Source organism: Streptococcus sp. 29896 (assembly GCF_032594915.1).
In the GTDB taxonomy this organism is placed as follows: domain Bacteria; phylum Bacillota; class Bacilli; order Lactobacillales; family Streptococcaceae; genus Streptococcus; species Streptococcus suivaginalis.
In genome coordinates, this window is the sequence record NZ_CP118733.1 from 2,033,827 (window position 1) to 2,059,036 (window position 25,210).

Genomic DNA, 25,210 nt, shown 5'->3' on the forward strand with positions numbered 1-25,210 from the left:
TTATACCTCTTTCAATCTGAAGTCACCTTTTGAGTTAAAGCTAATCAGTCCAAAAGATTCCAATTCAGTAATGCTCGTAATAGTTTCTTGTCGTGTTAAGCCTGTTTGCTTCATCAAGAATGAAATAATAGCTTCACGTGATTCTTTTTCTTTAGGTGACATTTCAGACCTCCTAGGGATTTGATAAAAAACAAAAGAGAACGCTTCTCACGTTCTCTTAATGATATTTATTCAATTCTCCCAATTCGGGACACATACCCAAGCTTACAGTCATCTCGCCTCCTAATACCTCGGATATGGGTAAAATTCTCCCTCCACCAAGTCTGCTCTGCCTTTTTCAAAGGCCTCGCTATCCCATACAATCGCAAATTCTTGGGCTTCTGGGTCCGCTAAAAAGTCCATGAGGTCGTCTAAACCTTGATCGGCGGTGTCCTTGAGAAAACCTGCGAAGTAGGTCAGAAACTCAGCTGAAAAGCCCTTCTTGGCGTCAAATGGCAGAGCGACTAGGTAGTCTTCCTCGTCAAAGCGAGACTTGTCCTGGTTGTAGAAAAGGACATACTCCTCTAGGAAAATATCCTCCGCAGAGGCATTGCCTTCGTCATCTACTGTTTCAACCCCAGCCGAGTTCTGTGCTTCCAAGATAAAAGCCATCTCAACTGCGTGGTTTTTCTTGTCCCAGTTAAGTTCATAATCGTAGGTAAAATGTTTATCCAGTGCCGCTTCCAGCACATCTAAAAAGCCATGTTTTGCCATGTCAGTCCTCTTTCGATTTTGTGTTATAATAAGTGTACCATATTCAGCTAACAAAAGAAACGAAAGGAAGCCTATGCCAGCCAATCTCGCCCTTCGTATGCGGCCAAAATCCATTGATGACGTCATCGGTCAGGAACACCTGGTCGGTCCTGGAAAGATTATCCGTCGCATGATTGATGCCAATATGCTGTCGTCCATGATTCTCTACGGTCCGCCGGGGATTGGCAAGACCTCGATTGCATCTGCCATTGCTGGCACGACCAAGTATGCCTTTCGGACCTTTAATGCCACGACCGACAACCAAAAACGCCTGCAGGAAATCGCTGAAGAAGCCAAGTTTTCTGGTGGCCTGGTCCTCATGCTCGATGAGATTCATCGCCTCAACAAGACCAAACAGGACTTTCTGCTTCCTCTTTTGGAAAATGGCAATATCATCATGATTGGGGCAACGACTGAAAATCCCTTCTTCTCAATTTTACCTGCCATTCGCAGTCGGGTACAGATTTTTGAATTGCAGCCTTTGCAAACCAGCCACATCCAACAAGCCTTGGAACTGGCTCTGACAGACAGCGAACGTGGTTTTGACTTCCCTATTACCATTGAGCCTGAGGCTCTGGACTTCCTAGCTAATGCCACCAACGGTGACCTTCGTGCTGCTTACAATTCGCTAGAACTGGCTGTGCTTTCGACCAAAGAAAGCGACGACGGTAGCCGCCACATTGACCTGGATGCCGTGGAAAATAGCCTGCAAAAGTCCTACATCAGCATGGACAAGAACGGCGATGCCCACTACGACATCCTCTCAGCCCTACAAAAATCCATTCGGGGTAGCGATGTCAATGCCAGCCTCCACTACGCCGCCCGTTTGATTGAGGCGGAAGACCTGCCTAGTCTGGCTCGTCGCTTGACGGTCATTGCTTACGAAGACATCGGCTTGGCCAATCCAGAGGCTCAGATTCATACGGTGACGGCCCTTGAAGCCGCCCAGAAAATCGGCTTTCCAGAGGCACGGATTTTGATTGCCAATGTAGTAGTCGATTTGGCTCTTTCTCCCAAGTCCAATTCTGCCTATCTAGCTATGGATGCAGCTCTGGCTGATTTGCGGAAAAACGGTCATCTGCCTATTCCAAATCACCTGCGGGACGGCCATTATGCTGGTAGTAAGGAGCTGGGAAATGCTACTGGCTACCAGTATCCGCATGCCTATCCTGAAAAATGGGTGGACCAACAATACCTGCCCGATACGTTACTGAATGCGGACTACTTCACCGCCAACGACACCGGCAAATACGAGCGTGCCTTGGGCATGACCCAAGAAAAAATCAAACAACTGAAAGGGAAAAGTTAGCCCCAAAAGCTAGTGTTACCAGTTTTTGTGACACCGCTTACATTTTTTGCCGATTTTCTCTTGATTTTTCCAAAAAATATGGTAATATTAAATCATAAATAAGAACTGCTGTGGTATACGAATTCATACCTATGTGTTGACCGACTATTTTTGTATTACTAGGGAGACAAAGATCTTTTGACAGTATGCAGGCTGGTTCACCCAGAAGCAACTAAGTCAGAAACACGTCACCCACCTGCTTTTAGCGTGCGGGATCAATACAATCTTTGAATAACCGGTACCAATACAGCATTTTTATTTTGCCCTTCCTTAGCTCAGCTGGCAGAGCAGCGGACTCTTAATCCGTGGGTCGTAGGTTCGATCCCTACAGGGAGGATTTTCATATATCTCCTAAGCCTTGTTCTACAAGGCTTTTTGCGTGTCAAAATGTCTATTTGGTCATCTTTGGTCAAAAAATACCAGCTGCCCAGGCAAAGAGGACAACTGGTTATTATTGTTTGCTTTTAACTCCAACTATCTGGGAGATCGCTAGAGGTTAGAAACAGTGCAGTCAAAGTACTCCCTCTAGAATAGCCTAGACGCTATACTAGTTTGGAAAGAGGAATGACCTAACCGACAAATATTCTCTCCCTATAAGCAAAACAAGAGTCGTTATCAAAAGAATTACAAGGCTTAGCCACATATTTGTATCCGACTGTAAAATCGGCAAGGGAAACATGTGGAACAAGGGTGACCAAAAGTGTTTATTCCATATGGACAGTAGTGAAATAGCATAAATTAGAATGGTAGTCACCGTACTATCTTTCATCCACCCGATTAAATAATCTTGTAAAATATAAATCAATAAACAAGATAGAAATGGAAATAAGAGATAGGTGATAGAAAGTTCAGCCATGGACAATAATACTTGTCCTTCGGTCCTCATTTGATAGACGGGATAGGTAAACAGATTGGTCTTAGCTATGAAAATGGAGTACAGCCCAGCATACAAAAAAATTAAGGATGTCGGAAATAGATAAAACAATACGATTGTATAGGGGAGTTCTATAAGAACTTCTCTTTTTCTCGTGACAGGAAGAATTTCCAACAAAGTATAATGAGCATATTTTCTCTGAAAATAGGAGCCAGTCAATAAAGTAAAAATCAGCAGACTGCCCCCATAACCCAAAAAGATCAAGAGTTTTTCAAAGAAGGGACCATAGAGCTTATAAATTGTATAATCTTGATGACGCTTAACAAGAAATTGCACCACCATAAATTCTTGCTCTACATATTTCTTATCTGGCAAATATTCTTGATAATATTCTGGAAATAGTTGTTCATACTCCTCCAGTAATGTCAGGCGCTCTTCAAAGATTGGGACTAATTTTTCAACCGAATCATTTGAAACATATACCATATCTTCTTGGGCATAATTTTGAAAAATACGGTTAGTTTGTTCTCTTATTTCTTCCTTTCTTTCAGCAGTCAGCTCCGTGTCGCTTTTATAAATGGTCACTAAACTATCCATTACTTTGAATTGGCGATCAACTAAGTCTCGAGGACTTGGACTTGGGAAAAAAAGACTATAGCCTACAAATAGCAAAAATAAGAAGCCGATTGATAACATTGCCTTTAAAATAAAATTTTTTGAACACAAGAAATTCCAATCTATCTTTGTTATCCCCATATTCTCCCTCTTTCCTGTCGAAACCTTTCCCTTACAAGAACACTAAGATACATCATTGTAAATAGAACTAGCGTCCAAAGAGATAGAACAATCCATCCTTTTTCAACCGAAAAATCTCCTCTATAGAAAAAATAATCTTTCACACCATGTAAGACTGGACCAAAACTAATGTAATAACTAGGGAGAAGATCTTGCCCCAAAAAGTTTATCTGCAAAAAACGCAAAAGTGGTTCTAAAAATAGGACAAGTCCACTTAGACAGACCGTCAGGGGCTTGTTGGAGAAAATCTTATTGCAAGAAGCCAAACATGTAATCAGAAAAAAATTGATTAAAAGGAAAAATAGAACTGCTTTTCCATAAAACTCCATTGAAGAAATCTGCACTTCTTCTTGCCCCACGAAGGTCAAAATGCCTAGCGTCCAATCGCCAGCTCCAAACCTGCTACTGATAGCAAAAAGAATGATGGCTAGCAAGAAGATTTCAAAACCGCTGATCAGCAACCAGTAACTAATGATTTTATCCAATAAATACTTCAAGTGACTAATCGGTTTTACTTCCAAGAGGCTCTCATGTTGCTTATCATCTAAAAAAATGGGACTTGAAAACAAAAGTGTCAGCAGGAAAAATAGGGGCAGATACAAAACCTCAGGGCCTGCGTGACCCAACCAGCGATAAAATTGCCCTCTGGCAGTAATACCAACAAGTTCATTGATTGTAACCTCCTTGGTAGAAGCTAGCATTCCTTCGAAAATGGCCACTCTTTGCCTAGCAAAATTGATGTTTAAAGTAGCTCGTTTAACATCATCAAAGGCCATATTTGTTCCATAATGAAGTGCAGGAAATTGACTTTCCGTTATATTGTAGCCTCTCACCTTCTGGAGGGAGAAAAATAATTTCCAGCTATTGACTGCTTCTTGTAGATAACTGACATACTGTCCCTTTGCAAAATACTCTGCCTTTTGTACCACCATACTATCTAACTGGAATTCTCTTGCATGTTTTTCTTGCAAGGACGCATCATAGGTCGTTTTCATCCACTCTATATCTTCTTGCGCATATTCACTCTGTCTAGCTACATCTTCAGCATACTGAATCGACTGATGTTCCAAAGAGCTAAAAAGGAACAAGATCAACATTGGCAAGCATAGAAGCATTCCGATAGCCTGCATCTTCAATAAACGATTGTTGATGATGAGCAGGAATTGTGTTTTCAAAGTCCGCACCACTAATCTCCCTCCTCCTCGGTCCCATATAATTCCTTATATATGAGATAACTACCTTTTCGACCGACCTTTATCTCTCTCACATCATCTAGGTTGCGACTTGCCCAATCCAAAACATCAGAAAGACTTCCCCCCAGCTCATCCAGTTGAATAGTAGCTTGACATTCCTCATTATTCACACAAGTAAAGTGTGGATTTAAGGCTAAAAATTCCTGCACCACATTTTTAGATGAAAAGGAAAGCAATACGGTTTCCAAAGCCTGCTCCTGGGGGTGGTAAACAACTGAAAAATGACCATCCTTGATAAAGTAAATACTGTCAGCAATACTGTCTAAATTATCTAACAAGTGAGAAGCAATAAGCATGGTCTTTCCCTGGGCCCGCAAGTCTTTCAATAAACTTGAAATCATTTCTACATTGTCTGGGTCCAAACCATTCATGACTTCATCTAAGAGCATGTAGCTAGCCTGAGTCACTACTACCAAAGCAAAACACAAGCGCTGACGCATTCCCAATGAATAGGTCCCAACTTTTTTATGAATATAGGTCCCCATATTTAAGACCGTCACTATTTCTTGTGGATAAGTGACATCTACTCCCCACATGGCAGCATAAAATTCCAAGTGCTGTAAGCCAGTCAGTTCGTCGTACAAATCTGCCTGGTCAGGCATTTTTACAATTTGTTGACGCATATATTGCTTGTCCTTTTGATAGCTCTTTCCATGATAGTTCACCTCTATCCCTGATCCAGTAATATGCCCAGAAATAATTCGAACCAAGGTTGACTTCCCTGTCCCGTTAGGTGCAACCAGACCGATGATTTTCGAGGACGGGACTTCCATATGAATATCTTTGAAAATGAGCTTTTTACCGTAAGAAAACTGGTCAATTTTCACCACTAACATAGATTTCCTCACTTTCTCAATATAATTTATTTTGAATATTATTATAATCTTTTTTTGCAGAAGGACAAGTAAAAAGAGGCAACTGCCTCCCTAGAACTATGCTTTTATTTACCTTAATTTTGCTACTCACTCCAAGTATCTGGGAAATAAATGAAATGAATACCCATCATTTCTCCAACCTCTCCCAAATAACTACCTGTCCTTGTTTGAGCGACCTTTGCACATCAATGATGCGTTGGTTGGATGAGCCTCTAAATTGCAACATGAGGTTGCGTTTGTTTTTGTCATAGCGGCCGTCTACGAGAATATCCAACTGACTGAGCAGCTCTAGCTTGTCTGACGTTTCCAGCATCAATTCTTCCCATGTGTAACCTGTCCAGGACCAAATATCCTTGTCTGGTAATTCCTCCCGAACTCGCTTGACAAGTGGGAGGACCGTACCTGTATTAAGAAAGGGCTCGCCACCCAAGAGGGTCAGGCCCTGTACATAGGGCTGGGCCAAGTCCGCTAAGATGCGATCTTCCAGCTCCTTGGTGTAGGGAATGCCGGCCTTGAAGGACCAGGTAGCGACGTTGTAACAACCGGGACAGTGAAAAAGGCAGCCGCTGACATAGAGGGAGCATCGCACGCCTTCGCCGTCCACAAAATTAAAGGCCTTGTAGTCCATAATCCGTCCCTGACTGAGTTCCTCGCTCTTCCACTCGCCTGGTTTGGGATTGTTCCAGGTCTGTTCCGTCATAGCTGCCTCCTTCTTTTAGCCAATCCAGTAACGTTCTACTCCTTCGCGGACGTCTTCTAGGCTACCGCCACAAGCCACAATCGTGCAGCGACTGGCTTGATTGTTTGTCGAGCAGGTCACAAGGACCTTGGTGATATTTTTACTAGCCGCCTCCTGCAAACCAAGTCGCAGTTGTTCCTTGGCATAGCCCTTGCCACGCTCGGTCGGGCGAATGGAATAGCCAATATGACCGCCTTTTTTGAGCAGGAAATCGTTGAGTCGTAGGCGTAAACTAAGAAAACCAAGGGCTCGACCTGTTTGGTCAAATGATACATATTGAATGGAAGGAACAAAACCGTCTGGCAGGTTTAGGCCTGCTTCATAATCTTGGTTTCGCAAAATCCAGTCTTCAAAGTCCACATCTTTGGAGATAAAGCCTCCGTCCATAGCAGAGCCTGCTGCTTCAAACTCGGCCAACATATCCAAAATCGTTTCCTTATCCGCCACAGTCGGTCTTCTTAGTTCCATACTAGCCTCCATATTGTCTCTTGAAAAATTCGCTGATGATGTCACTATCCAGTCCCAAGTCCTGCACAATTTCTGCCTTGTGAAAATCATCATAGTTGTCCTTGCCGCTCCAGACAAAAGAATTGGTCACAATCTGATAGACCTTGTCTGGCTCGACTGCTCTGCCATTGACCATAAAACCCTCACCGTCTGGGATAATGCCCCACATCTGAGGGTGGAGGCCGGTCTGCAAGCTAGCCACCAAATCACTGCCCTTGATAGCAACCAGAAGGACACGTTTGGAAAAGGGCAAGACCTTAACCAAGTCTGAGTAGTAAATCGGTCCCGCCGATAAGGAGGCCCGAATGCCAAAGCCGTTGATGACCGCACCGTCCGCCTGCAACCCCAACTGACCAGCCCGCTCAAAAAGAGCCTGACAGATGACAGGAGCTAGACTGGACAGGCCTTGACGGATGCTATCCCGCTCTCCGTCTAGCGCCTGAGGTAAAGTCGCTATCGGTTTGGAAAAAGCTGCGTCACGTTCCGATTTCATCTGGTCGATAATGGCCTTGACCGCCCTGTCTTCTTGGGTCAGTTTCTCCACCTCAATCAAGTCATAGGCCAGGACTTCATGTCGCCCGTCTGCAAAACACCGCAGGGATAGATGACCGACAAAACGACCGTATTGACCAGCTTGGCAAATGCTGACGCTCCCTACTTGAGTTGGTTCTTTCAAGATTGTGTGAGTATGCCCACCCAAAATCACATTGACCTCAGGGAAATCCTTGGCCAGATTCACATCTTCATCATAGCCTAGGTGGCTGAGTACGACCAGATGAGCCGAGGGATTCTGACTCACAATCTGATCCACCAATCGCCGCAGAGCTTGTCTATGGTCTTCAAAAATCACATTCTCCGACGGTGACGCAACCTCCTGGGTTTCCAAGGTAGTCAAACCGAGGACATAGAGGCTTTTCCCATTCATATCAAACTCAAGGATATCCTCAAGCGGCACCAATTCATCAGCCGCCTCCTCGTCACGGTAGCAGAGATTAGAAGACACAATTGGAAACTGGGCAAAGTCATCCAAGCGACTGAGCAACTCATCTCCATGGTCAAATTCATGATTCCCCAAGGTCATGGCCTGGCAACCAATTTGATTCATTAGCTCGATTTCCTTGACCCCTCGGTACATATTGAAAAAGATATTGCCCGAAAAAAGATCGCCGCTGTCAAAGACAAAGGTCGGAACCCTTTTTTGCTCATTACGAGCTCGAATATCCGCAATCAGCTGTGCCTTCTTTGGAAAATTCTCCATGTAGGAATGCATATCGTTGGTATGGAGAATGCTGATATCTGTAAAGTCCATATTATTTTTTCTTATTCTTGGCTTGCTTGAGCAATTCCTGCACACGCGCCTTCTTGTCCTGTTTGACATTGGAATGCTTCTCATGATAGCGTGCCACCAAGGCCTTGCCCTTGTCGTCTAATTGGTATTTTCCCATTATTTTCTCCTTTTTATGTAGTCGTTCAGTTTACTTTTAGTACTAGGCAACGAGCTGTAGGCAGTACTGGCGTACGGCAAAGCGAGTTAACGACATAATAAAAGATAAACTGGATGACGATGAAATAGCAGAGCTATTAATTGTTTCCACTATTATAACAAACTTCCGTAGTTCCTCAAAACTACGGAAGCCCTCATGTCCATTCTTTATAAACTAGACCCATTCATGTGTTTGACACGGGAAATAATTTCCTTGTGTCGACCCTTGACCATTGGTCTGGCCTGCGGATTTCCTAAATAACCACAGGTCCGCTTGACCACGTCAACTGTTTTAGGGTCGCTATTGCCACAGTTTGGGCACTTGAAACCACGCTCTGTCGGCTCAAAGTCCCCCTCAAAATCACAGGCGTAACAATGATCAATCGGAGTATTGGTGCCCAAATAGCCCACACGGTCATAGGCATAGTCCCAAACAGCCTCCAAGGCCTTGGGATTTTGTTGCAAGACAGGGTACTCACAGTAGTGGATAAAGCCACCGCTGGCACCTGCCTCTACATAGACCTTTTCAAAGTCCAGTTTTTCAAAGGGAGTCGGATTTTTCCGAACATCGTAGTGGAAGGAGTTGGTGTAATACTGCTTGTCGGTGATGTTTTCAACCAGACCAAACTTCTCCGTATCCAACTGGCAGAAACGATCCGTCAGGCTCTCAGACGGGGTCGAATAAACAGAGAAATGATAGCCGTATTGGTCCGACCAAGCCTCTGTCAATTCCTTCATCCGCTTGATAATGGCAATCGTAAAGTCCTTGGCTTCTGGATTAGCCTCCCACTGACCACCGTAGAAAACTGCCGCCACTTCATAAAGTCCGATATAGCCCAGCGAAATGGTCGCTCTGCGATTTTTGAAAACCTCATCCACCGCATCGGTCTTGGCCAGTCGCTTGCCGAAAGCCCCATATTGATACAAAATCGGTGCATTGGCAGGTGTCGCCTCTTTTACTCGTTCCACACGATAAGCCAAGGCATCCTGGGCAATGGCCATGCGTTCTGCAAAGATTTCCCAGAACTTATCCATAGCTCCTGCAGACTCCATAGCAATCCGTGGCAGATTGACGGTCACGACACCTAGGTTCATACGACCAGATGTCACATCTTGGCCATTTTCATCCTTCCAACCTTGAAGAAAAGAACGGCACCCCATTGGTACCTTGAAGGAGCCGGTCAGCTCGATAATCTTGTCATAAGACAGCATATCTGGATACATCCGCTTGGTTGCACACTCCACTGCCAGCTGCTTAATATCATAGTTTGGCGAATCAGGCTCCAAGTTCAAGCCCCGCTTGACTGTGAAAATCAGCTTTGGAAAAATAGCTGTACGACCTTCCCGACCCAGACCCTTGATACGAATATTGAGAATGGCCTTTTGAATTTCCCGTTCAAACCAGGAAGTTCCGAGGCCAAAACCAAGCGAAGTAAACGGCGTTTGCCCATTGGACGTAAAGAGGGTGTTAATCTCATACTCCAAAGACTGCATGGCATCGTAGATATCCTTTTGAGTCTTGGCACGGGCATAATCTTCCTGCTTGTCTGGCAAAACCCAGTCTGTTGCTTCCTTCAAATGTTTCTGGTAATTGAGTTCCGCATAGGGAGCTAGCACCTCATCGATGCGGTCAGCTGAGCAACCTCCGTACTGACTAGAGGATACATTGGCGATAATCTGCGAAATCTGTGCCGTAGCCGTCTGAATCGACTTGGGACTCTCCACATCCGCATTCCCAATCTTAAAGCCCTGAGCCAACATCCCCTTGAAATCAATCAAGCAACAGTTGGTCATGGGAGTGTAAGGACTGTAATCCAAGTCATGATAATGAATATCACCTTTTTGGTGAGCATTGGCCACATGGGCAGGCAAGAGTTTGAGGCCAATGGATTTTCCAACAATCCCTGCTGTCAAATCCCGCTGGGTATTGAACACATCCGCATCTTTATTGGCATTTTCATTGACCAAGGCCTGATCCTTGCTCAGCAACTTGTGAATTTCAAAGTTAATATCGGTCGCCTGATGCCGACGGAAATCCCGCTGGGTCCGGTACTGAATATACCGCTCTGCCAACTCATACAAATGAGCCTTGAGCAACTCCTGCTCCACAATGGTTTGGATTTCATAAATTTGGATATCGCCTGTAAAACGGCGTCCAATCTCTTGCAAGCTTGCCTCTAAAACCAGCTGCAAACCAGCCTCTGACACTGGGTGTTCTAACTCCTGATTGGCCCGCGAAAGAGCAGAAAAAATCTTTTGCTCATCAAAAGACACCGTCCGACCATCTCGTTTCAAGACAACCAAATCCAAGGTTTCTAAGTCGTTTTCTCGCACATTCATCTGACTGGCCTCCATTTTTTCACTGGTTATAGTGTAACATTTCACAAACAATTAATCAATATATTGTGGAATTTTTTTTAAAAATGTTCGACATGCACTATATATAGTTTCAAAATGCAAAAAATGACTGCATTTGCAATCATTTTTCAATTATTTTTTTCATATAAACGGAACTGCGTCAAATTCAAATCCAACTCCGAATAAGAGGAGTCCAAGGTAGCCTGAACTTCCTCCAAAACCGGTATATCCTTGTTGACCAAGATATACTTAGCATTGGTCCGGTTCAAATCATAGACAAGGGTTGACTTGCTCAACTCCGTTTCCAAATAAGGTTCAGCGGTGATAACCGTTGCCGATGAAAAGCGCTGGGCATCTAGATACAGAAGGGCACTGTCGTCCCAAGCAAAGATAAGGTCGCTCTGGCTAGTATTTTCCTGAATATACCGCGCCACCTCTTGTCGCTCTTCACGAACATAATCCTGAGTAATGTACTGGTAAACCGGCTGCCCGATGAAAAATCCAACGACTAGAAGGGGCAGATAGAAGGACCAGCCAAGGTAAGAAAAGTCTTCTCTCTCCTCCTCTTTCTTAAGACTCATGGCAATCAAAATGAGGCCATAAGGTACCAAAACCGTCGCCTGACTCCAGTCACCATTGGCATTATAGACGATGAAAACAGTCTGCAAAAGCATGGTCAGTAGGACAAATACGCGAATAAAGGCATTTGAGGCACGATTGGGGAGGAAAAGAGGTTGGAAAATTCCTCTAAAAATACCTGAAACCAGCAAAAAGATAGCCAGATAGAGCGAAGACTGCAACTGGAAGCTAAAGTCAAAGTTAAAGAGGAAGGTCTGTTGGATAGCCAAACCCAAAATCTGTTCAATAAAGGTATAGTAGCCGACAGAGTATAGGACCAAAAGGAAGCCAAAAATAGAAGCTAAGGTTTGATAAATCCCCCTTGCAAGCTGACGGTGACGGGTATTGAAGACCAAAAGGACCAACTGAGACACCACCCAGAGGATAGTGGCCTTGGGATAAATCAAGAAAACCAAGGCTGCATCAATTCCAAATAGGATAAAGCTCTCATCCTTTACAGCCCTTTCGAAATACCGCACCAAGAACCATACCGAGGTCAAGACAAACGGCAAGGCATACAAAGGAGCCGTAATCCCACCTATGTTCAGGGCTCCAATCAACAGGTAGAACCAGCTAAGCAACTGATTCGCAACCTCTCTTGAACGCGCAAAATAGGCTAAAATCTTATGAAGATAAATCCCTGCAATGACCAGACAGAAAAATTGGAGAAGCGCTAAACCGATGCTGGTTTGAAAAAAGCTCCCCAAGTAGGTCAATAGATAAAACAGAATCCCGCTAGTCCCAAAGAAATCACTGTAAGGAACTTGGCCAGCTTGCATGGCTACACCAGCATACAGATTCTGGCTTTGAAGATTAGACGCTAAAAAGGTCAAAAAGGGATTGGCAACACTCAAAAGACTCAACAATAAGCTCCAAAAAAGTGGCAACCAAACTGCGACCTTGTAATCTTTGGGGTTGAAGTCCGTAGGTTCTTCAACAGCACGGCTTGCCCTTTTTCTTCTTTCTGTACGTGACAAATGGCTATCTTCTGAATGAGAAGCAATGAATTCCGTCATAGTTTTCTCCTTGCTATAATCTCAATCATTATATCAAAAAGACTGCTCCTTGTCACTCTTCTCCCTGATTTCCCTTACCAGGGCCAATTGTTCCAACTGGCGAAAGCTATACCATCCCGTCACCTTTGGCTGGGACTCAGTTTGATAGGGTATTCTTGTTTCCATACTTATCTATTCGAAAAAAGGATGACATTCGCCATCCATCTTCTTATTTTTTTTGATCCAAAAGCCATTTTCGAACTTCTGAGATAAAATAGAGAGAACCCGTCACAAACAGTCTGCCTTGCCCCTCTTTGAGCCAGGTTGCTAACCAACCTTGGTAGTCCTCAGCCCAGGCCCCCTGCCACTGCAAATCATCTTTTTTTACAGCCCCATCATATGAAAAACTTGTTAAAACAAGCGTCACATCCGGCAATTCTCTTTCTAAACAAGCTAGCATTTCTTGAAAATCCTTGCGTTTCAAAGCCGAAAAAAGAATCGTCTGAGGCCCATCCTCCTCTTTGATAAAAGCCACTAAACTCTCAATAGCCGACAGATTATGGGCACCATCTAGATAAATTGCGGGTTCTGACACTAACAATTCCAAGCGCCCCATCCAGCTTGTCTCTGCCAAAGCTAACGCAATACATTCTCTCTTCCATTCTTTCCCCAACAAAGGCAAGAGCAAACGACTGGCCTCCACAGCAAGTGCTGCGTTCTTGCGCTGATGATCCCCCTGCAAACCAAGTTGATCCAAATGGATTTCTACACCCTCTGACCAGAATAAATCTTCATTCCAACCAAAATCACGACCAAATTGATAGACTTCCGCTTCCTTAGCGCTAGCAACTTGCAGACATACCTGCTGGGCTTCTAGCGGCAAATCACCCAGGAGGACTAGACGATGTGGTTTGATAATCCCTGCTTTTTGATAAGCAATATCTTCTATCGTCTCCCCCAACAAGTCCTGATGATCCAAACCGATTGAAGTAATCAAACTCATTAGCGGATCAATGACATTGGTCGAATCGTGCAGACCACCAATGCCCACCTCAATCAGCGCTAGGTCCAAATCCTGGTCTTGAAAATGGAGAAACATGACCAGAACCATTACTTCAAAATATCGAAAGCCCTCATAGACCTGCGCGACTGCTACCTCTAAATCATGCACTTGCCTAACCAATTCCCAAAATCGAGGAGTAGGAATCGGCTCTGATTGTATCAAGATACGGTCCTCGATGGTCACCATGTGGGGGGAGACAAACCGCCCCACACGGAGTCCATGGCTTTCTAGGATTTTTTGCAAGAAAGCAAGGGTCGACCCTTTTCCGTTGGTACCAGCCACATGAACAAGTGGCACCTTCTCCTGCGGATTGCCCAAGAGTTCCAAGGCATAGCGCATCTTTTCTTCTTTAAAGCGGAAAACCTGACCTTGTTTTCCATCTAACCATTCTTTCACCTGCCACCTCCATCCTACTATACTAGCAAGTTGCGGGTAATTTTGCAAAAGAAAGGTCAACTAAGAAATCCACCAATCCTTCCAATTGGTCAATACAGCTGTCAGACTAGATAAGAATACAAACATGAGAAGCAAACTCCTTTTCTTTTTGCCACTAGTGTACTGTTTCCATAACAAAAAGAACAGGACATAAATGTCCTGTTACTGGGTTTCCTCTTTCCAATCTTCTTCCAATTGCTCTACCAAATGCGAATTCCCAATCAACTGAGCAAAAGCAATGGCTTCTTGATAATAATGAAAGGCTTGCTCTTCTGATTTTTCCACATGTCGGGCGTATTTCCAGCGCAACATGGACAAGATAGCTTTTTTCTGAAAATCCTGGGTGGCTTGCATGATACGATCAATCGCTTCAAATAGATCCGGCATCGGATGGTGGACATGCCAATTTCCCAAAAGACCAACAATCGCAAACAAGAGGTCTCGCAAAACAAACAAATCGGCCTTGGCCAAATGATTTTGCTGCGTCAGCAAGGTCTTAATCAGTGCCAAAAGCTGCTCTTTGGCGTTTGAATAATCTGGATGATAGCGCACATGTTCCACAAACAGTCGGATAATCAGCAAGTCATTGAGGCTAAATCGATCCTTGATCTGAATTTGATGAAAATATTCAGCAATGATGCCATGCCCAAAATCACTGGTCTTGGTCTCGATCACATCATAGGTGGATTGGAGGGCATCCAAGGCGACCTGTTCATCCTCAGGCAAGTCATCATAGTAGTCCTCATACACCGTCTGAAGCAAGTCCGCCCGCTGTTGCAGCAAGTCTGGATGACCATAAGTCGGTGTCCGCAGCAAGTCATACTTGATTTGGAGATAGGCGGCAGGCAAGGGTTTGTAGTCAGGCATCAACTGATAGAGACTGACTCCCAAGCGCTTGGCAATACTATTCATCTTAGATAGGGTTGGCTTGGATTTTCCAGCCTCAATCCTTCCCAATTGACGGACAGAGATTTCTTTTTCATCCTCGCACAGCTGTTCCATGGTCAAGCCCTTTTCACGCCGCAATTGCCGCAAGCGTCTTCCGAATTCCTTGTCGTCCATAGCACTACTCCAAAACCTTTTTCTCTTTAATATTATACTAAAGTAATCCAGTATCGACAAGATGATTTTCTGAAATTTACACAAAAAACGATTGCTTTCGCAACCGTTTCTGTTTAGCCTTCTTCTTCGATGAAACTGTTGAAAACTTCTTCAATCATATCCCACTCTGCGGTCGCATCTTCTGGGATTGGTTGAAGATCGCCTTCCGTACCATTTTCATTTTCAATGAATGAGTAAGCTTGAATTTCAATCTCGCCGTTCTCATCTTCGTCTGCTCCAGCAGGAACAAGCAAGACATAGTTTTTACCAAATTCTTCTTGGCCATCGATAGTCAAAAGAATCTCGAACAGGGTTTCATTTCCTTGGTCGTCAACGAGGGTAATCATTTCGCGCTCGTCGTGGTTGTGATCGTGGTCATGGTCATGATGATGATGTGACATGGTATTCTCCTTAAAATGTTCTATCTAAATAATTTTGTAAAATCAGCTGGGCAGCCAACTTATCAATAACTTTTTTGCGCTTATTGCGGCTGACATCTGCCTGTTCAATCAGCATACGCTCGGCAGCCACTGTAGTCAAACGTTCATCCTGGTAATCAACTGGGAGTTGAAACTCCTTTTCAACCAAGGAACCGTAGGCTTGACTGGCCTCCACTCGGGGACCACTTGTATTGTTCATGTTCTTGGGCAAGCCAATAACAAATTTTTCTACCTTGTATTGTTCAACCAGCTCACGCAGTCTGTCCAATCCAAAGACACCCTTTTCTTCATCGATTGCGATGATTTCCAGACCTTGGGCGGTAAATCCAAGTGGGTCTGAAATGGCAACACCAACTGTCTTTGAACCGACATCTAATCCCATAATCCTCATTAGAGGTCAATCCCGTTGTTCTTCAAGTAGAAGCGAACCAATTCTTCTACGATTTCATCGCGCTCATACTTACGGATTTGATTACGAGCGTCATTGTAGCGTGGTATGTAAGCTGGGTCTCCACTCAATACATAGCCAACAATCTGGTTGATTGGATTATACCCTTTCTCGTCTAACGAGCGATACACATTGGTCAAGGTTTCACTGATTTCTTGTTTATTGGTATCATCTAAACGGAAACGGACAGTTTCTTCTGTAAATCCCATACACACACCTTCTTTCTTCTTTATTATATTCTATTCATTATAGCATAAAAGCGCTTAAAACTCAATAAGAACGCAGAAAAGAACCCTTTAAAACAGAGTTCTTTCCATCCATCTTATAGAGCTGCCCGCATTCTTGCCTGGGCGTTTTCAACATTCCGAACAGAGCGAGGAAGAAAAGCGCGAATATCGTCTTCTTTATAACCAACCTGCAGGCGTTTCTCGTCAATTAAGATTGGACTTTTTAAGATACGCGGATTTTCAGTAATCAAATCAATCACTTCACTGACGCTCAATTCTTCAATATCGCATTCCAAACTTTTGGCATAGCGGTTTTTTGAAGAAACGATTGAAGCAATCCCATTTTCTGTTTTTGTTAAGATATTCAAAATTTCTTCCTTGGTAATGGATTCCTTACCGAGGTTGTGCTCATTATAAGATAGCTGGTGAGCATTCAGCCAATTTTTTGCTTTTTTGCAACTTGTACAACTAGAAACAGTATAAATTTTAATCATGTAGGCACTCCTTTGCTACATCGTCCTATACACATTATAGCCCATTATACCACATTCTAACTCAGTCTGAAGACCTATTTTTCGATTTCTTTAGATTTTTTAGGAGAATTTCCCCTTTTTCAACCGTTTTCCTAAAAAATGAGAGAAAAAAGTTTAGGTTTCCCCAAACTTCTTCCTTAATCTTCCAATTCGATGCCGCCATCCAAGTCCAAAACAACATCTTCAACGCTGTCGATAGCTGGAGCAGCTTCTTCTTGAACTTCCGCTTGGTCATCTTCAATCAAGCCATAATGCACACGAATCTTGCGATCAATTTCTTCAAAAATAGCTGGATTTTCTGCCAAGAACTTCTTAGCATTTTCAGAACCTTGACCAATCTTATCACCGTTGTAAGAGTACCAAGCTCCTGCTTTCTGAATGATGCCAAGATTGCTACCGATTTCAATTAATTCACCAGTTTGTGAAATCCCCTGACCGTACATAATTTCCACGACAGCTTCCTTAAATGGAGGAGCTACCTTGTTCTTCACAATCTTAACCTTGGTTTCTTTACCGACGTTTTGATCTTTCTGGTCACCAGTACCCTTGATTTGTGTATTACCACGAACATCCATACGAACTGATGCATAGAATTTCAGCGCACGGCCACCAGGTGTTGTTTCAGGGTTACCAAACATAACACCCACTTTTTCACGCAACTGGTTGATAAAGATTGCAATGGTTTTGGTTTTGTTAATAGAAGCCGATAACTTACGCATAGCCTGACTCATCATCCGAGCCTGCAAACCAACGTGACTATCACCAATATCACCATCGATTTCTGCACGTGGGACTAGGGCAGCAACAGAGTCCACAACAACCAAGTCAACTGCACCAGAGTCGATCAGCTTTCCTGCGATTTCAAGACCTTGCTCACCAGAGTCTGGCTGTGACAAGAGCAACTCGTCAATGTTGACACCAAGAGCTGCCGCATAAGCTGGATCCAAGGCATGCTCCGCATCGATAAAAGCAGCAATTCCACCTTCTTTTTGCGCCTGTGCAACCGCATGAAGAGCAACGGTTGTTTTACCTGATGACTCAGGGCCATAAATTTCAATGATACGGCCTTTAGGATAACCACCAGCACCCAAGGCAATATCAATGGACAAGCTACCTGAACTCATGACTTGCACTTTTTGCTCAGCCCGCTCACCAAGGCGCATAATGGCACCTTTACCAAAATCCTTTTCAATTGTTTTTAAGGCATCATCGAGCGCTTTTTTACGCTCATCACCAAATTTTTTCGTAATATCTTCTAATTTTTTACCAGGTTTTTTTGCCATTTCTTTCTCCTCTTTTGTAGTCAATCCATTATAGCAAAGTTTTACTGTTTCACAAAGTTTTTCGTACGAAATCAAGAGCCTGCATCACCGCCAATTGACGAATGTGACTCCAGGAATACCCTCCCAGGTCCACCTCCATTTGGGCAATCCCAGAGGTACTTGCCAGAGCAAGACAAACCTTGGCAAGGACGTTGTCCTCTGTCGATTCTGGCTTGATAAGCACCGACACAGACAACCCCAAATCCGCTTGCAAATCCTGCCGAATGCGACCAGCTTCTTCCCAGCACCTGCCCGAACCCGTTCCCTGCTGACCGATGACTTTCCCACCGCTAAAATAAGCCTGATTTTCCAGAGCCAGGCTCAATTCAGCCTGCAAGAGGCCACCTGTACCCTGCTCCACGATGGCTATGCTTTCTTGTTTCGCCACCAACCGAACCGCTACCGTTTGTACCAGGCTATTTTCTTCACCGTAGGCATAGAAGTAATCTGCCAGTTTGTCACGTTGCAAGATTTCTTCTTCCAACTGATTCAGACGTTGATCTGCAACTTCTTGGCTAGTTGCCTTGGTAGATAATCGAAGCGTGACCTCTCCCACTTTTGCATACGGAGCAAGAGTCGGGTCTGTTTGCTTGTCAATCAAATCTGCTAAAACAGTCACCAACTGACTTTCCCCTATTCCAAAAAAGCGTAGGACACGAGAGTATAGTTGTTGACTTGACTGAATAAGCAAGGGCTGTAAACTTCTTGTAAACATAGCCTTAAGTTCGCTAGGCGGACCAGGTAAGACAACATAGGACACCCCATCTTGCTCAATCATGCCTCCAACTGCCAAACCAGTTGGATTTTGCAAGGCAAAGCTTCCCTCAACAATCTGTGCCTGACGTTCATTGTTAGGCGTACGGACACGACCTGGCCGACTGGCAAAAAAGCGGTCTAATTTTGCCATAGCCTCATCATCAAAAACCAAGTTTCTACCTAAGAAGGCCGCCAAGGTCTGCTTGGTCAAGTCGTCTTCCGTTGGCCCCAGACCTCCACACAAGATAACCAAATCACTGCGTTGGCTAGCCACCTCCAGAACAGACAAAAGCCTGTTTGCATTATCCCCCACAGCTGTGTGGAAGTAAACATCAATTCCCAGCTCTGCACATTTCTCCGAAAGAAACTGGGCGTTTGTATTAACGATTTGACCTGTCAAAATCTCTGTCCCAACCGCGATTAGTTCTGCTTTCATATTCCTCCTCTGATAAAGATACAGTTACCTGCTCATTTATTCATTCGTAAATCCGTCACAATCTGGTTCATTGTATCATAAAATGTCAAAAATCTCTTGAATTTTCAAGAGATTTTGATAAATTATAGAGTTTATTTCATCGATTCCAGCCTATCCCTTTCATCGATGAAAACGAGTGAGGTAAACAAAGGTTATCGCGATAATGAGAACGAGACAGTGCATGGCATACACGACTGAATACTCCGAAGCATAATTTACACCTGTCATACCTAGCCACTCATAAACTAGGGTAGGTACCAGCAGATAGGCTAAAACAAATGGAAATTTTTTCTTGAACCAGTTCATAAATTTCACCTCTTTTTTATATATTATTATACAATAGAACTGTAGTGATTAGTAAATTTGTACACTTTATTCACATTTTGGAGGCATTATGCGTTGGGATTTTGGAAGTATTTATAAAATGATTAGAGAGTCCAAGGGACTGACACAGGAACAAGTCTGTGGAAATGTTCTTTCACGGACAACTCTTGCTAAAATTGAGAACAATCAATCCATGCCTAAGTTTGAAAATATGATTTTCTTCCATTCGACTGGGAATCTGTCAGAACAATCAGGAATTAATTGATTAAGGATTGACAATTCTTGAATTAACTCAGGAAGAAACTTTATTAGAAACCATGCGTATCGAGTTGGAAAAATTCTACAAAAAATGAGCTGGATTATTCCGCTCATTTTATTGATATTGGCAATTTACCTCATGCTCATTCAGTAAACCCGCCGCTTGTAAATAGGAATAAACACAGACAGGACCGACAAATTTGAAGCCTCGTTTTTTCAAATCTTTGGACAGGCGTTCGGATAGGTCACTCTTTGTCGGTAGCTCTCGGAAGGACTTGACAGGGTTGTCAATCGGTGTAAAGTCAACCCAAGACCAGATATAGTGTTCAAAAGTCCCAAACTCCTCCTGTACTCGAAGAAAGGCCTGAGCATTGGCACGGGTCGCATACAGCTTGGCCTTATGGCGAATAATATCTGGGTTAGCCAGAAGTCTATCCAACTCGCTGTCTATCATAGCTGCCACCTTTTGAACATCGTAGTTGAAAAAGGCAGAGCGGAAAGCCTGGCGTTTGTTGAGGACAATTTCCCAGGAAAGTCCAGCTTGGTAGGACTCCAAGCAGAGCAACTCAAATAGAGCCTGCTCATCATGTAGCGGCTTGCCCCATTCTTCATCATGGTAAGCAATATAGAGTGGATTGTTGGGATTGACCCAAGCACAACGGGACATAATATCTCCTTTTTGTAAGAAAAACTGAGATGCTAGATCAAAAACAACTGGACACTTGCTAAAAGTTGCAGTAAAAACAAAGAGAGTCTCTACTTGCTTCGTATCACCTAACTCCTTTGTATCTGGACACGACATGAGCCACAAAAATCGATATTATTTTTGTTGCGAGTTAGTAAGGTACCTAGGCAAGTCGCCAATAGCGATTGCCGTAGTATGATGAGTTGCTTAAGCAACCATCATACTGGTACGGTAATTGAACACGGACTAAGGACTGTGAGAAACATAACCCTAAATCCTAAATATCACCGAATAACGCAGTTGATATCTGGCAAGAGGCGTCGTTAAAACTCGCCTCTTACCTAGCTGTCATTGCGGAGGTCTCACAACGAAATTTCTAGCAAAATTTCTGTTCGGCCGTCTATTTTCTCTTTGTCCTTTACGTCCTTTGTATCTTATTACTCGAACACGGCTACGATACTTTGCAAAAAGATAAAGACTTCCTAGATGCTAAAGCATCTGCGTCAGCTTTCCTATTTTGCTTTGTATCGCTTAACGCCTTGGTATCCTATTACTTCATCAACATTTTAAGGGCTGACTTGATGTAGTTTTCTGCGGTGTCGTTGGTACCGTCGAAGAATTTCTTGATTTTCTTGAGTTCGGCTGGTCGGTAACCAAGGGCTTCCATGGCTTCCATAGCTTCATCAAGAGCGATATTTTCACTGGATGGTGCTACTTGTTGAACAGGACCCGCTTCTTCGCTCATGACAAGCTTGCCTTCCAAGTCCAAAATCATCTGCTGGGCTGTTTTCTTGCCTATTTTTGGAAACTTGGTCAGATAGGTAATATTCTTCTGCTCAATAGCCCGCACCAGACCGTCGTTATCATCAACTGCAATAATCGCTAGAGCTGTTGTCGGACCGATGCCTGAAACAGAAATCAGGCTGAGAAAAACAGATTTTTCGGCTTCTGTCATAAATCCGTAAAGCAAATGAGCATCTTCACGAATCACTTGATGCGTATAGACAGTCACTTCTTGCTGGACCTGCCCAGAGTAAGCGTAGGGATTGGCTACCTGTAAAAGATAACCAACTCCATGCGTTTCTACTACAATATACTTTGCAGTGATTTTTGTTAAAATTCCTTTGATATAGTCGTACATATACTTCCTTTACTAGTGTGTCAACTCTTTGTCAACTATGTTAATACTTGCCTAGTTCACGTAGACTCGTATGATTTTCCTGAATGCGACGGAACATCTTCTCCATATCCGATTTGCTAAAATGAACTAAAACTGGACGGCCGTGCGGGCAGTTATAAGGGTTTTGACAATGAGATAATTGCCGCAACAAGTCGCGTGCTGAATAGTCATCCAAGGCATGGTTGGCCTTGATTGACCGTTTACAAGACATCATGATTGCCAGTTCTGCCCGATACTGCTTAATAGACACCTGGTCTGTCAAGAGCAGCATATCGCACATCTCATAAATGCCTGACTCAATCTCCTCTTCCTTCATCCAGATAGGATGCTCCCGCAAGATAAACTGGTTGACACCATACTCTTCCAAGTTGACACCAACTTGACGGAGGGCGTCCATTTTGTGAGTCAGATTCATGGCATCATTTTGAGGAAATTCAAAGATATACGGTACTAATAACTGCTGGGCGGAGTTATCTACCTGACCAATCTTTTCACGATAATATTCATATTTGACCCGCTCCTGTGCGGCGTGCTGATCGATGATATAGAGCCCCGTTTTCCCTTGTGCAAACAGGTAAGTACCGTGCATCTGCCCAAAGTATTCTAATTCTGGAAATGTTGAGGTTTCCTCTTGGTCTAATTTATCTGCTAATTTAGCCAATTCTTTTGAAGACAGGTGGGGATGGTCGAAATCTTCCAGTTCCTCTTCTAATCTCTGCGCAAATTTGATATTGACAGACTTGTCAACTTCTTTTGTCTTTTCTGTCAAGTTGGTGTCTTCTTCCAAGGGTTTGATTTCCTCGGCAACTACTTCTGGTTTTAAGTAGCAATCCTGCTTAAGGGCATCATAGTAGAGATTGCTTTCCTTGAGGGGCAAGGTTCCCTGCTCTGCTTTGACCTTTACTCTCGGACGGGTGCTAGACTGAGCTAGGTTTTCAAGGGCATCGGGAATTAAATCCTGTTCCTTGAGAGCCTTGATAATAGCCTCGCGAATCAGGGTCATGAGTTCCTTTTCCTTGGAAATGCGGACCTCTTGCTTAGTCGGATGGACATTGACATCAGCGAGATAGGGGTCAATCTCAATGGAAATCACAGCCAGCGGAAAACGACCTACCATGAGCTTGCTACCGTAGCCCTCCAAAATGGCACGGTTTAGCAGAAAGTTCTTGATATAGCGTCCATTGATGAAAATGGAAATATAGTTGCGGTTGGCACGAGTCAATTCTGGCAAGGAAACATAACCCGATACACGAAAATCCAGGTCTTCCGCCTCAATCTCCACCATTTTTTTGGCAGAAGCGATGCCGTAAATGCCTGAAATAGCTTGACGAAGTTTGCCTGTTCCTGCTGTACGCATCAATTCTCGCCCTTCGTTAACTAGGGTAAAGGAAATTTCAGGATGGGCCAGGCTCAGTCTGTTGATGATGTCTGCGATATGCGATAACTCCGCTTGTTGACTGCGGACATACTTGAGACGGGCTGGTGTATTGTAAAACAGGTCCGAAACAGTCATCTGGGTGCCGACTGGGCGGCTGATCGGCTCCTCCGACTCGATCACTCCGCCTTTGGAAACCAGACGCAAACCATGAGTATGTTGATCTGTCGCCGTTTCAATGGTCATGTGACTGACAGAGGCAATCGACGGCAGGGCTTCACCACGAAAACCCAAGGTCCGAATGCGGAAAAGGTCTGCCTGATTTTTAATCTTACTGGTCGCATGACGTCGCAGGGCCAATGCCACCTGGTCAGGAGCAATCCCCTCTCCGTTGTCTGTGATTTGAATGGATTTGAGTCCAGCTTCTTCAATGCGAATCTCAATCTGGCTCGCACCTGCATCAATCGAGTTCTCCACCAACTCCTTGACCACGCTGGCTGGACGTTCAATCACCTCGCCCGCCGCAATCTGGTTGGCTAAAATCTCTGGTAATTCAATAATTTGTGACATGATATTCTTCCTGTATATTTAATAGTCCTATTATACCACAAAGCAAAAGCAGTCCCTATTCGGACTGCTGCTTGTTTTTCCAAAGAAAGTAGAGGTTGATCGAACAGGCGATGATAATGACCACCGACCACAAGAGGTTGAACATCGACGTCCGCTGGACATTATAAGCCAAGTACAAGAGGTTGTATCCGATAGCCACGCTATATAAAATGGTTAATAATACTTTCATAAACACTCCAATCTTTCTAGCCATTATACCACAGATTGCCCTCCGCCTACAATTTTCCATTGATCTCCTCGATGTGCCGCTCCATTTTCCGATAATTTAGGAAAAAGAGAGAAACGTAGACCAAGACAAAGATAAACCAGAAGAAGAGAAGAGAGGCAAGATTGAGCGGAAACCAGCCAGCCAAAATGCTCAACGGTGTGAAGCCTAAAGCTGTGATGCAAAAATGCGTTGCAGTCATTCGCAAAAGGCTCCAATCCTGTTCAAAAATCTTGTCTGCCAGCTGAAACAAGATACCGATTGCTGCCCAAGTCAGCACACAGATTAACATGACGGTTACCTGATTAAAATTGCTTAGGTAGTAAGCCCCCATGGTTGAAAAAGGATTGAGCGGAAGATAAGCTCCCTGTCCAAAGACGGCCGATGTGATGATAGAAATCATTGTTCCGATTGTAAGGCCTAAACTGGCTGATAAGATGTATTTTTTCATAGTCCTAACCTTTCTTTGATGGATTTTAAATAACGACGGGACGAGTAGGTGACAGAGCCATTTTTCATGACTAGTTTGACCAGACCATTGGCTGTCAACTTGAGGTGATCCAATTGCTTGATGTGAATGATTTCCGACTGGGAAATTTGTAAGAAATTGACTGGCAATTCCTCCTTAACCTGATACAAGCGTAAGTTGGAAGTGAAGGAATCTCCCACCGTTTCCACCTGCAAAACCTTGTCTTCCAAGTAGAGTCTGACTATCTCACCATGCTCCAAAAGATAAACCTGCTCTCCTTTTTTGACTGTCAATCTGGAAGTCTGCTTGTCTAGGTTTTGAACATAGGCCACCAAGTTAGTAATCTGCTCAGACATAGCCTGTGCTTCAATAGTCACCAAATCTTCCAAAATCTCTGGTGAAATAGCTAGTTTTACTTTCATCTGTTCTCCTTTCTCTTTCCCTCTGTCCCTATTAAACACCATTTTTCTAGTGGTTTCAAGGGCTTTTGGCTATGTGGTCGATTTCCTGCACTAAACGGAAAAAAGCCAGAACAGCTGTCCTGACTTTCAATGTATAGTCTTTTAGTTTGCTTTTAGTACTAGGCAACGAGCTGCAGACAGTACTGGAGTACGGCAAAGTGAGTTAACGAAGTAATAAAGCAAACT

The 25,210-nt window shown here is 43.8% G+C and carries 26 protein-coding genes, 1 tRNA gene, 1 other RNA gene and 1 pseudogene; 4 read left to right on the plus strand and 25 right to left on the minus strand.

All coding sequences use genetic code 11. The features are described from left to right. A complete protein-coding gene (locus PXH68_RS09310; RefSeq protein WP_053866472.1) occupies positions 1–162 on the minus strand; it encodes a hypothetical protein in 162 nt (53 codons plus the stop codon). Between the two features lie 120 nt (positions 163–282). Beyond that, positions 283–753 carry a DUF3013 family protein gene (locus PXH68_RS09315; protein ID WP_248027803.1) on the minus strand — a complete coding sequence of 157 codons (471 nt, stop codon included), beginning with the start codon at positions 751–753 and terminating at the stop codon, positions 283–285. Positions 754–826: 73 nt separating this feature from the next. On the opposite strand from PXH68_RS09315, the gene PXH68_RS09320 reads away from it, so the two are divergent. The 3 genes from PXH68_RS09320 (at position 827) to PXH68_RS09330 (ending at position 2,477) form a co-directional block, all read left to right on the plus strand. Then, positions 827–2,101 (plus strand): replication-associated recombination protein A, encoded by a 1,275-nt coding sequence (locus PXH68_RS09320; protein WP_248027805.1) that lies wholly within the window; start codon positions 827–829, stop codon positions 2,099–2,101. A 102-nt stretch (positions 2,102–2,203) separates the two neighbouring features. Then, positions 2,204–2,397, plus strand: a non-coding RNA gene (ssrS, locus tag PXH68_RS09325) — 6S RNA. Positions 2,398–2,404: 7 nt separating this feature from the next. Next, positions 2,405–2,477, plus strand: a tRNA-Lys gene (locus PXH68_RS09330). A gap of 210 nt (positions 2,478–2,687) precedes the next feature. Here PXH68_RS09330 and PXH68_RS09335 read toward each other — a convergent pair. From PXH68_RS09335 to PXH68_RS09415, 17 genes are all read right to left on the minus strand, one after another. Further along, positions 2,688–3,770, minus strand: coding sequence for a hypothetical protein (locus PXH68_RS09335; RefSeq protein WP_105106735.1), 1,083 nt, complete (start codon positions 3,768–3,770; stop codon positions 2,688–2,690). Then, the gene (locus PXH68_RS09340; protein ID WP_248027807.1) at positions 3,761–4,993 is read right to left on the minus strand and encodes a hypothetical protein; all 1,233 of its coding nucleotides are present in this window, start codon (positions 4,991–4,993) and stop codon (positions 3,761–3,763) included. Before PXH68_RS09340 ends, PXH68_RS09335 begins: the two co-directional genes overlap by 10 nt. Positions 4,994–4,995: 2 nt before the next feature. Further along, on the minus strand, positions 4,996–5,898 hold the full coding sequence (locus PXH68_RS09345) for an ABC transporter ATP-binding protein (RefSeq protein ID WP_248027809.1): 903 nt from the start codon (positions 5,896–5,898) through the stop codon (positions 4,996–4,998). 166 nt (positions 5,899–6,064) lie between these two features. Continuing rightward, the gene (gene nrdG, locus PXH68_RS09350) at positions 6,065–6,637 is read right to left on the minus strand and encodes an anaerobic ribonucleoside-triphosphate reductase activating protein (protein ID WP_248027811.1); all 573 of its coding nucleotides are present in this window, start codon (positions 6,635–6,637) and stop codon (positions 6,065–6,067) included. A 15-nt stretch (positions 6,638–6,652) separates the two neighbouring features. Then, complete coding sequence (locus PXH68_RS09355) at positions 6,653–7,144, minus strand: GNAT family N-acetyltransferase (RefSeq protein WP_248027812.1); 492 nt, start codon at positions 7,142–7,144, stop codon at positions 6,653–6,655. A 1-nt stretch (position 7,145) separates the two neighbouring features. Next, positions 7,146–8,492 carry a bifunctional metallophosphatase/5'-nucleotidase gene (locus PXH68_RS09360; RefSeq protein WP_248027814.1) on the minus strand — a complete coding sequence of 449 codons (1,347 nt, stop codon included), beginning with the start codon at positions 8,490–8,492 and terminating at the stop codon, positions 7,146–7,148. 1 nt (position 8,493) lies between these two features. Continuing rightward, positions 8,494–8,628: a hypothetical protein gene (locus PXH68_RS09365; protein ID WP_044687968.1), complete on the minus strand. Its 135-nt coding sequence runs from the start codon at positions 8,626–8,628 to the stop codon at positions 8,494–8,496. 206 nt (positions 8,629–8,834) lie between these two features. Continuing rightward, a complete protein-coding gene (gene nrdD, locus PXH68_RS09370) occupies positions 8,835–11,006 on the minus strand; it encodes an anaerobic ribonucleoside-triphosphate reductase (RefSeq protein WP_248027816.1) in 2,172 nt (723 codons plus the stop codon). Between the two features lie 146 nt (positions 11,007–11,152). Then, entirely contained in the window at positions 11,153–12,658 is a 1,506-nt protein-coding gene (locus PXH68_RS09375) for a quinol oxidase (RefSeq protein ID WP_248027818.1), read from the minus strand. A 208-nt stretch (positions 12,659–12,866) separates the two neighbouring features. Further along, the gene (locus PXH68_RS09380; protein WP_248027820.1) at positions 12,867–14,096 is read right to left on the minus strand and encodes a bifunctional folylpolyglutamate synthase/dihydrofolate synthase; all 1,230 of its coding nucleotides are present in this window, start codon (positions 14,094–14,096) and stop codon (positions 12,867–12,869) included. 201 nt (positions 14,097–14,297) lie between these two features. Then, a complete protein-coding gene (locus tag PXH68_RS09385) occupies positions 14,298–15,197 on the minus strand; it encodes a helix-turn-helix domain-containing protein (protein ID WP_248027822.1) in 900 nt (299 codons plus the stop codon). A 113-nt stretch (positions 15,198–15,310) separates the two neighbouring features. Next, positions 15,311–15,637 (minus strand): DUF1292 domain-containing protein, encoded by a 327-nt coding sequence (locus PXH68_RS09390; protein ID WP_205030924.1) that lies wholly within the window; start codon positions 15,635–15,637, stop codon positions 15,311–15,313. A gap of 10 nt (positions 15,638–15,647) precedes the next feature. Next, positions 15,648–16,067, minus strand: a complete 420-nt coding sequence (gene ruvX, locus PXH68_RS09395) for a Holliday junction resolvase RuvX (RefSeq protein WP_158456249.1) — start codon at positions 16,065–16,067, stop codon at positions 15,648–15,650. Continuing rightward, positions 16,067–16,333 carry an IreB family regulatory phosphoprotein gene (locus PXH68_RS09400; protein WP_158456247.1) on the minus strand — a complete coding sequence of 89 codons (267 nt, stop codon included), beginning with the start codon at positions 16,331–16,333 and terminating at the stop codon, positions 16,067–16,069. Before PXH68_RS09400 ends, ruvX begins: the two co-directional genes overlap by 1 nt. Positions 16,334–16,446: 113 nt before the next feature. Further along, a complete protein-coding gene (gene spx / locus PXH68_RS09405; protein ID WP_158456245.1) occupies positions 16,447–16,845 on the minus strand; it encodes a transcriptional regulator Spx in 399 nt (132 codons plus the stop codon). 176 nt (positions 16,846–17,021) lie between these two features. Beyond that, positions 17,022–18,167 (minus strand): recombinase RecA, encoded by a 1,146-nt coding sequence (gene recA / locus PXH68_RS09410; protein WP_248027824.1) that lies wholly within the window; start codon positions 18,165–18,167, stop codon positions 17,022–17,024. Positions 18,168–18,216: 49 nt separating this feature from the next. Next, positions 18,217–19,398: a competence/damage-inducible protein A gene (locus PXH68_RS09415; protein ID WP_248027827.1), complete on the minus strand. Its 1,182-nt coding sequence runs from the start codon at positions 19,396–19,398 to the stop codon at positions 18,217–18,219. Positions 19,399–19,831: 433 nt separating this feature from the next. Between PXH68_RS09415 and PXH68_RS09420 the strand changes: the two are divergent. After that, positions 19,832–20,005, plus strand: a pseudogene (locus PXH68_RS09420) (helix-turn-helix domain-containing protein); the annotation flags it as partial. 129 nt (positions 20,006–20,134) lie between these two features. Here PXH68_RS09420 and PXH68_RS09425 read toward each other — a convergent pair. From PXH68_RS09425 to PXH68_RS09450, 6 genes are all read right to left on the minus strand, one after another. Beyond that, positions 20,135–20,686, minus strand: a complete 552-nt coding sequence (locus tag PXH68_RS09425) for a DNA-3-methyladenine glycosylase I (protein ID WP_248027831.1) — start codon at positions 20,684–20,686, stop codon at positions 20,135–20,137. A 568-nt stretch (positions 20,687–21,254) separates the two neighbouring features. Then, positions 21,255–21,845: a Holliday junction branch migration protein RuvA gene (gene ruvA, locus PXH68_RS09430; RefSeq protein ID WP_248027833.1), complete on the minus strand. Its 591-nt coding sequence runs from the start codon at positions 21,843–21,845 to the stop codon at positions 21,255–21,257. Positions 21,846–21,885: 40 nt separating this feature from the next. Then, the gene (gene mutL, locus PXH68_RS09435) at positions 21,886–23,829 is read right to left on the minus strand and encodes a DNA mismatch repair endonuclease MutL (RefSeq protein ID WP_248027835.1); all 1,944 of its coding nucleotides are present in this window, start codon (positions 23,827–23,829) and stop codon (positions 21,886–21,888) included. A 55-nt stretch (positions 23,830–23,884) separates the two neighbouring features. After that, a complete protein-coding gene (locus tag PXH68_RS09440; protein WP_205030916.1) occupies positions 23,885–24,058 on the minus strand; it encodes a hypothetical protein in 174 nt (57 codons plus the stop codon). A gap of 46 nt (positions 24,059–24,104) precedes the next feature. Continuing rightward, the gene (locus tag PXH68_RS09445; protein ID WP_248027837.1) at positions 24,105–24,545 is read right to left on the minus strand and encodes a DUF3021 domain-containing protein; all 441 of its coding nucleotides are present in this window, start codon (positions 24,543–24,545) and stop codon (positions 24,105–24,107) included. Further along, positions 24,542–24,985 carry a LytTR family DNA-binding domain-containing protein gene (locus tag PXH68_RS09450; protein WP_248027839.1) on the minus strand — a complete coding sequence of 148 codons (444 nt, stop codon included), beginning with the start codon at positions 24,983–24,985 and terminating at the stop codon, positions 24,542–24,544. Before PXH68_RS09450 ends, PXH68_RS09445 begins: the two co-directional genes overlap by 4 nt. Positions 24,986–25,210: the final 225 nt, after the last annotated feature.

Excerpts from the sequence above, each read along its gene's own strand:
- PXH68_RS09320 (WP_248027805.1), top strand. The coding sequence starts at position 827 with ATGCCAGCCAATCTCGCCCTTCGTATGCGGCCAAAATCCATTGATGAC.
- PXH68_RS09310 (WP_053866472.1), bottom strand. The coding sequence starts at position 162 with ATGTCACCTAAAGAAAAAGAATCACGTGAAGCTATTATTTCATTCTTG.
- recA (WP_248027824.1), bottom strand. The coding sequence starts at position 18,167 with ATGGCAAAAAAACCTGGTAAAAAATTAGAAGATATTACGAAAAAATTT.
- PXH68_RS09315 (WP_248027803.1), bottom strand. The coding sequence starts at position 753 with ATGGCAAAACATGGCTTTTTAGATGTGCTGGAAGCGGCACTGGATAAA.
- PXH68_RS09400 (WP_158456247.1), bottom strand. The coding sequence starts at position 16,333 with ATGGGATTTACAGAAGAAACTGTCCGTTTCCGTTTAGATGATACCAAT.
- PXH68_RS09335 (WP_105106735.1), bottom strand. The coding sequence starts at position 3,770 with ATGGGGATAACAAAGATAGATTGGAATTTCTTGTGTTCAAAAAATTTT.
- PXH68_RS09415 (WP_248027827.1), bottom strand. The coding sequence starts at position 19,398 with ATGAAAGCAGAACTAATCGCGGTTGGGACAGAGATTTTGACAGGTCAA.
- PXH68_RS09440 (WP_205030916.1), bottom strand. The coding sequence starts at position 24,058 with ATGAAAGTATTATTAACCATTTTATATAGCGTGGCTATCGGATACAAC.
- ruvX (WP_158456249.1), bottom strand. The coding sequence starts at position 16,067 with ATGAGGATTATGGGATTAGATGTCGGTTCAAAGACAGTTGGTGTTGCC.
- mutL (WP_248027835.1), bottom strand. The coding sequence starts at position 23,829 with ATGTCACAAATTATTGAATTACCAGAGATTTTAGCCAACCAGATTGCG.
- PXH68_RS09360 (WP_248027814.1), bottom strand. The coding sequence starts at position 8,492 with ATGGACTTTACAGATATCAGCATTCTCCATACCAACGATATGCATTCC.
- PXH68_RS09365 (WP_044687968.1), bottom strand. The coding sequence starts at position 8,628 with ATGGGAAAATACCAATTAGACGACAAGGGCAAGGCCTTGGTGGCACGC.
- PXH68_RS09390 (WP_205030924.1), bottom strand. The coding sequence starts at position 15,637 with ATGTCACATCATCATCATGACCATGACCACGATCACAACCACGACGAG.
- PXH68_RS09385 (WP_248027822.1), bottom strand. The coding sequence starts at position 15,197 with ATGGACGACAAGGAATTCGGAAGACGCTTGCGGCAATTGCGGCGTGAA.
- PXH68_RS09375 (WP_248027818.1), bottom strand. The coding sequence starts at position 12,658 with ATGACGGAATTCATTGCTTCTCATTCAGAAGATAGCCATTTGTCACGT.
- PXH68_RS09355 (WP_248027812.1), bottom strand. The coding sequence starts at position 7,144 with ATGGAACTAAGAAGACCGACTGTGGCGGATAAGGAAACGATTTTGGAT.
- spx (WP_158456245.1), bottom strand. The coding sequence starts at position 16,845 with ATGATTAAAATTTATACTGTTTCTAGTTGTACAAGTTGCAAAAAAGCA.
- PXH68_RS09450 (WP_248027839.1), bottom strand. The coding sequence starts at position 24,985 with ATGAAAGTAAAACTAGCTATTTCACCAGAGATTTTGGAAGATTTGGTG.
- PXH68_RS09445 (WP_248027837.1), bottom strand. The coding sequence starts at position 24,545 with ATGAAAAAATACATCTTATCAGCCAGTTTAGGCCTTACAATCGGAACA.
- PXH68_RS09345 (WP_248027809.1), bottom strand. The coding sequence starts at position 5,898 with ATGTTAGTGGTGAAAATTGACCAGTTTTCTTACGGTAAAAAGCTCATT.
- nrdD (WP_248027816.1), bottom strand. The coding sequence starts at position 11,006 with ATGAATGTGCGAGAAAACGACTTAGAAACCTTGGATTTGGTTGTCTTG.
- ruvA (WP_248027833.1), bottom strand. The coding sequence starts at position 21,845 with ATGTACGACTATATCAAAGGAATTTTAACAAAAATCACTGCAAAGTAT.
- PXH68_RS09425 (WP_248027831.1), bottom strand. The coding sequence starts at position 20,686 with ATGTCCCGTTGTGCTTGGGTCAATCCCAACAATCCACTCTATATTGCT.
- nrdG (WP_248027811.1), bottom strand. The coding sequence starts at position 6,637 with ATGACGGAACAGACCTGGAACAATCCCAAACCAGGCGAGTGGAAGAGC.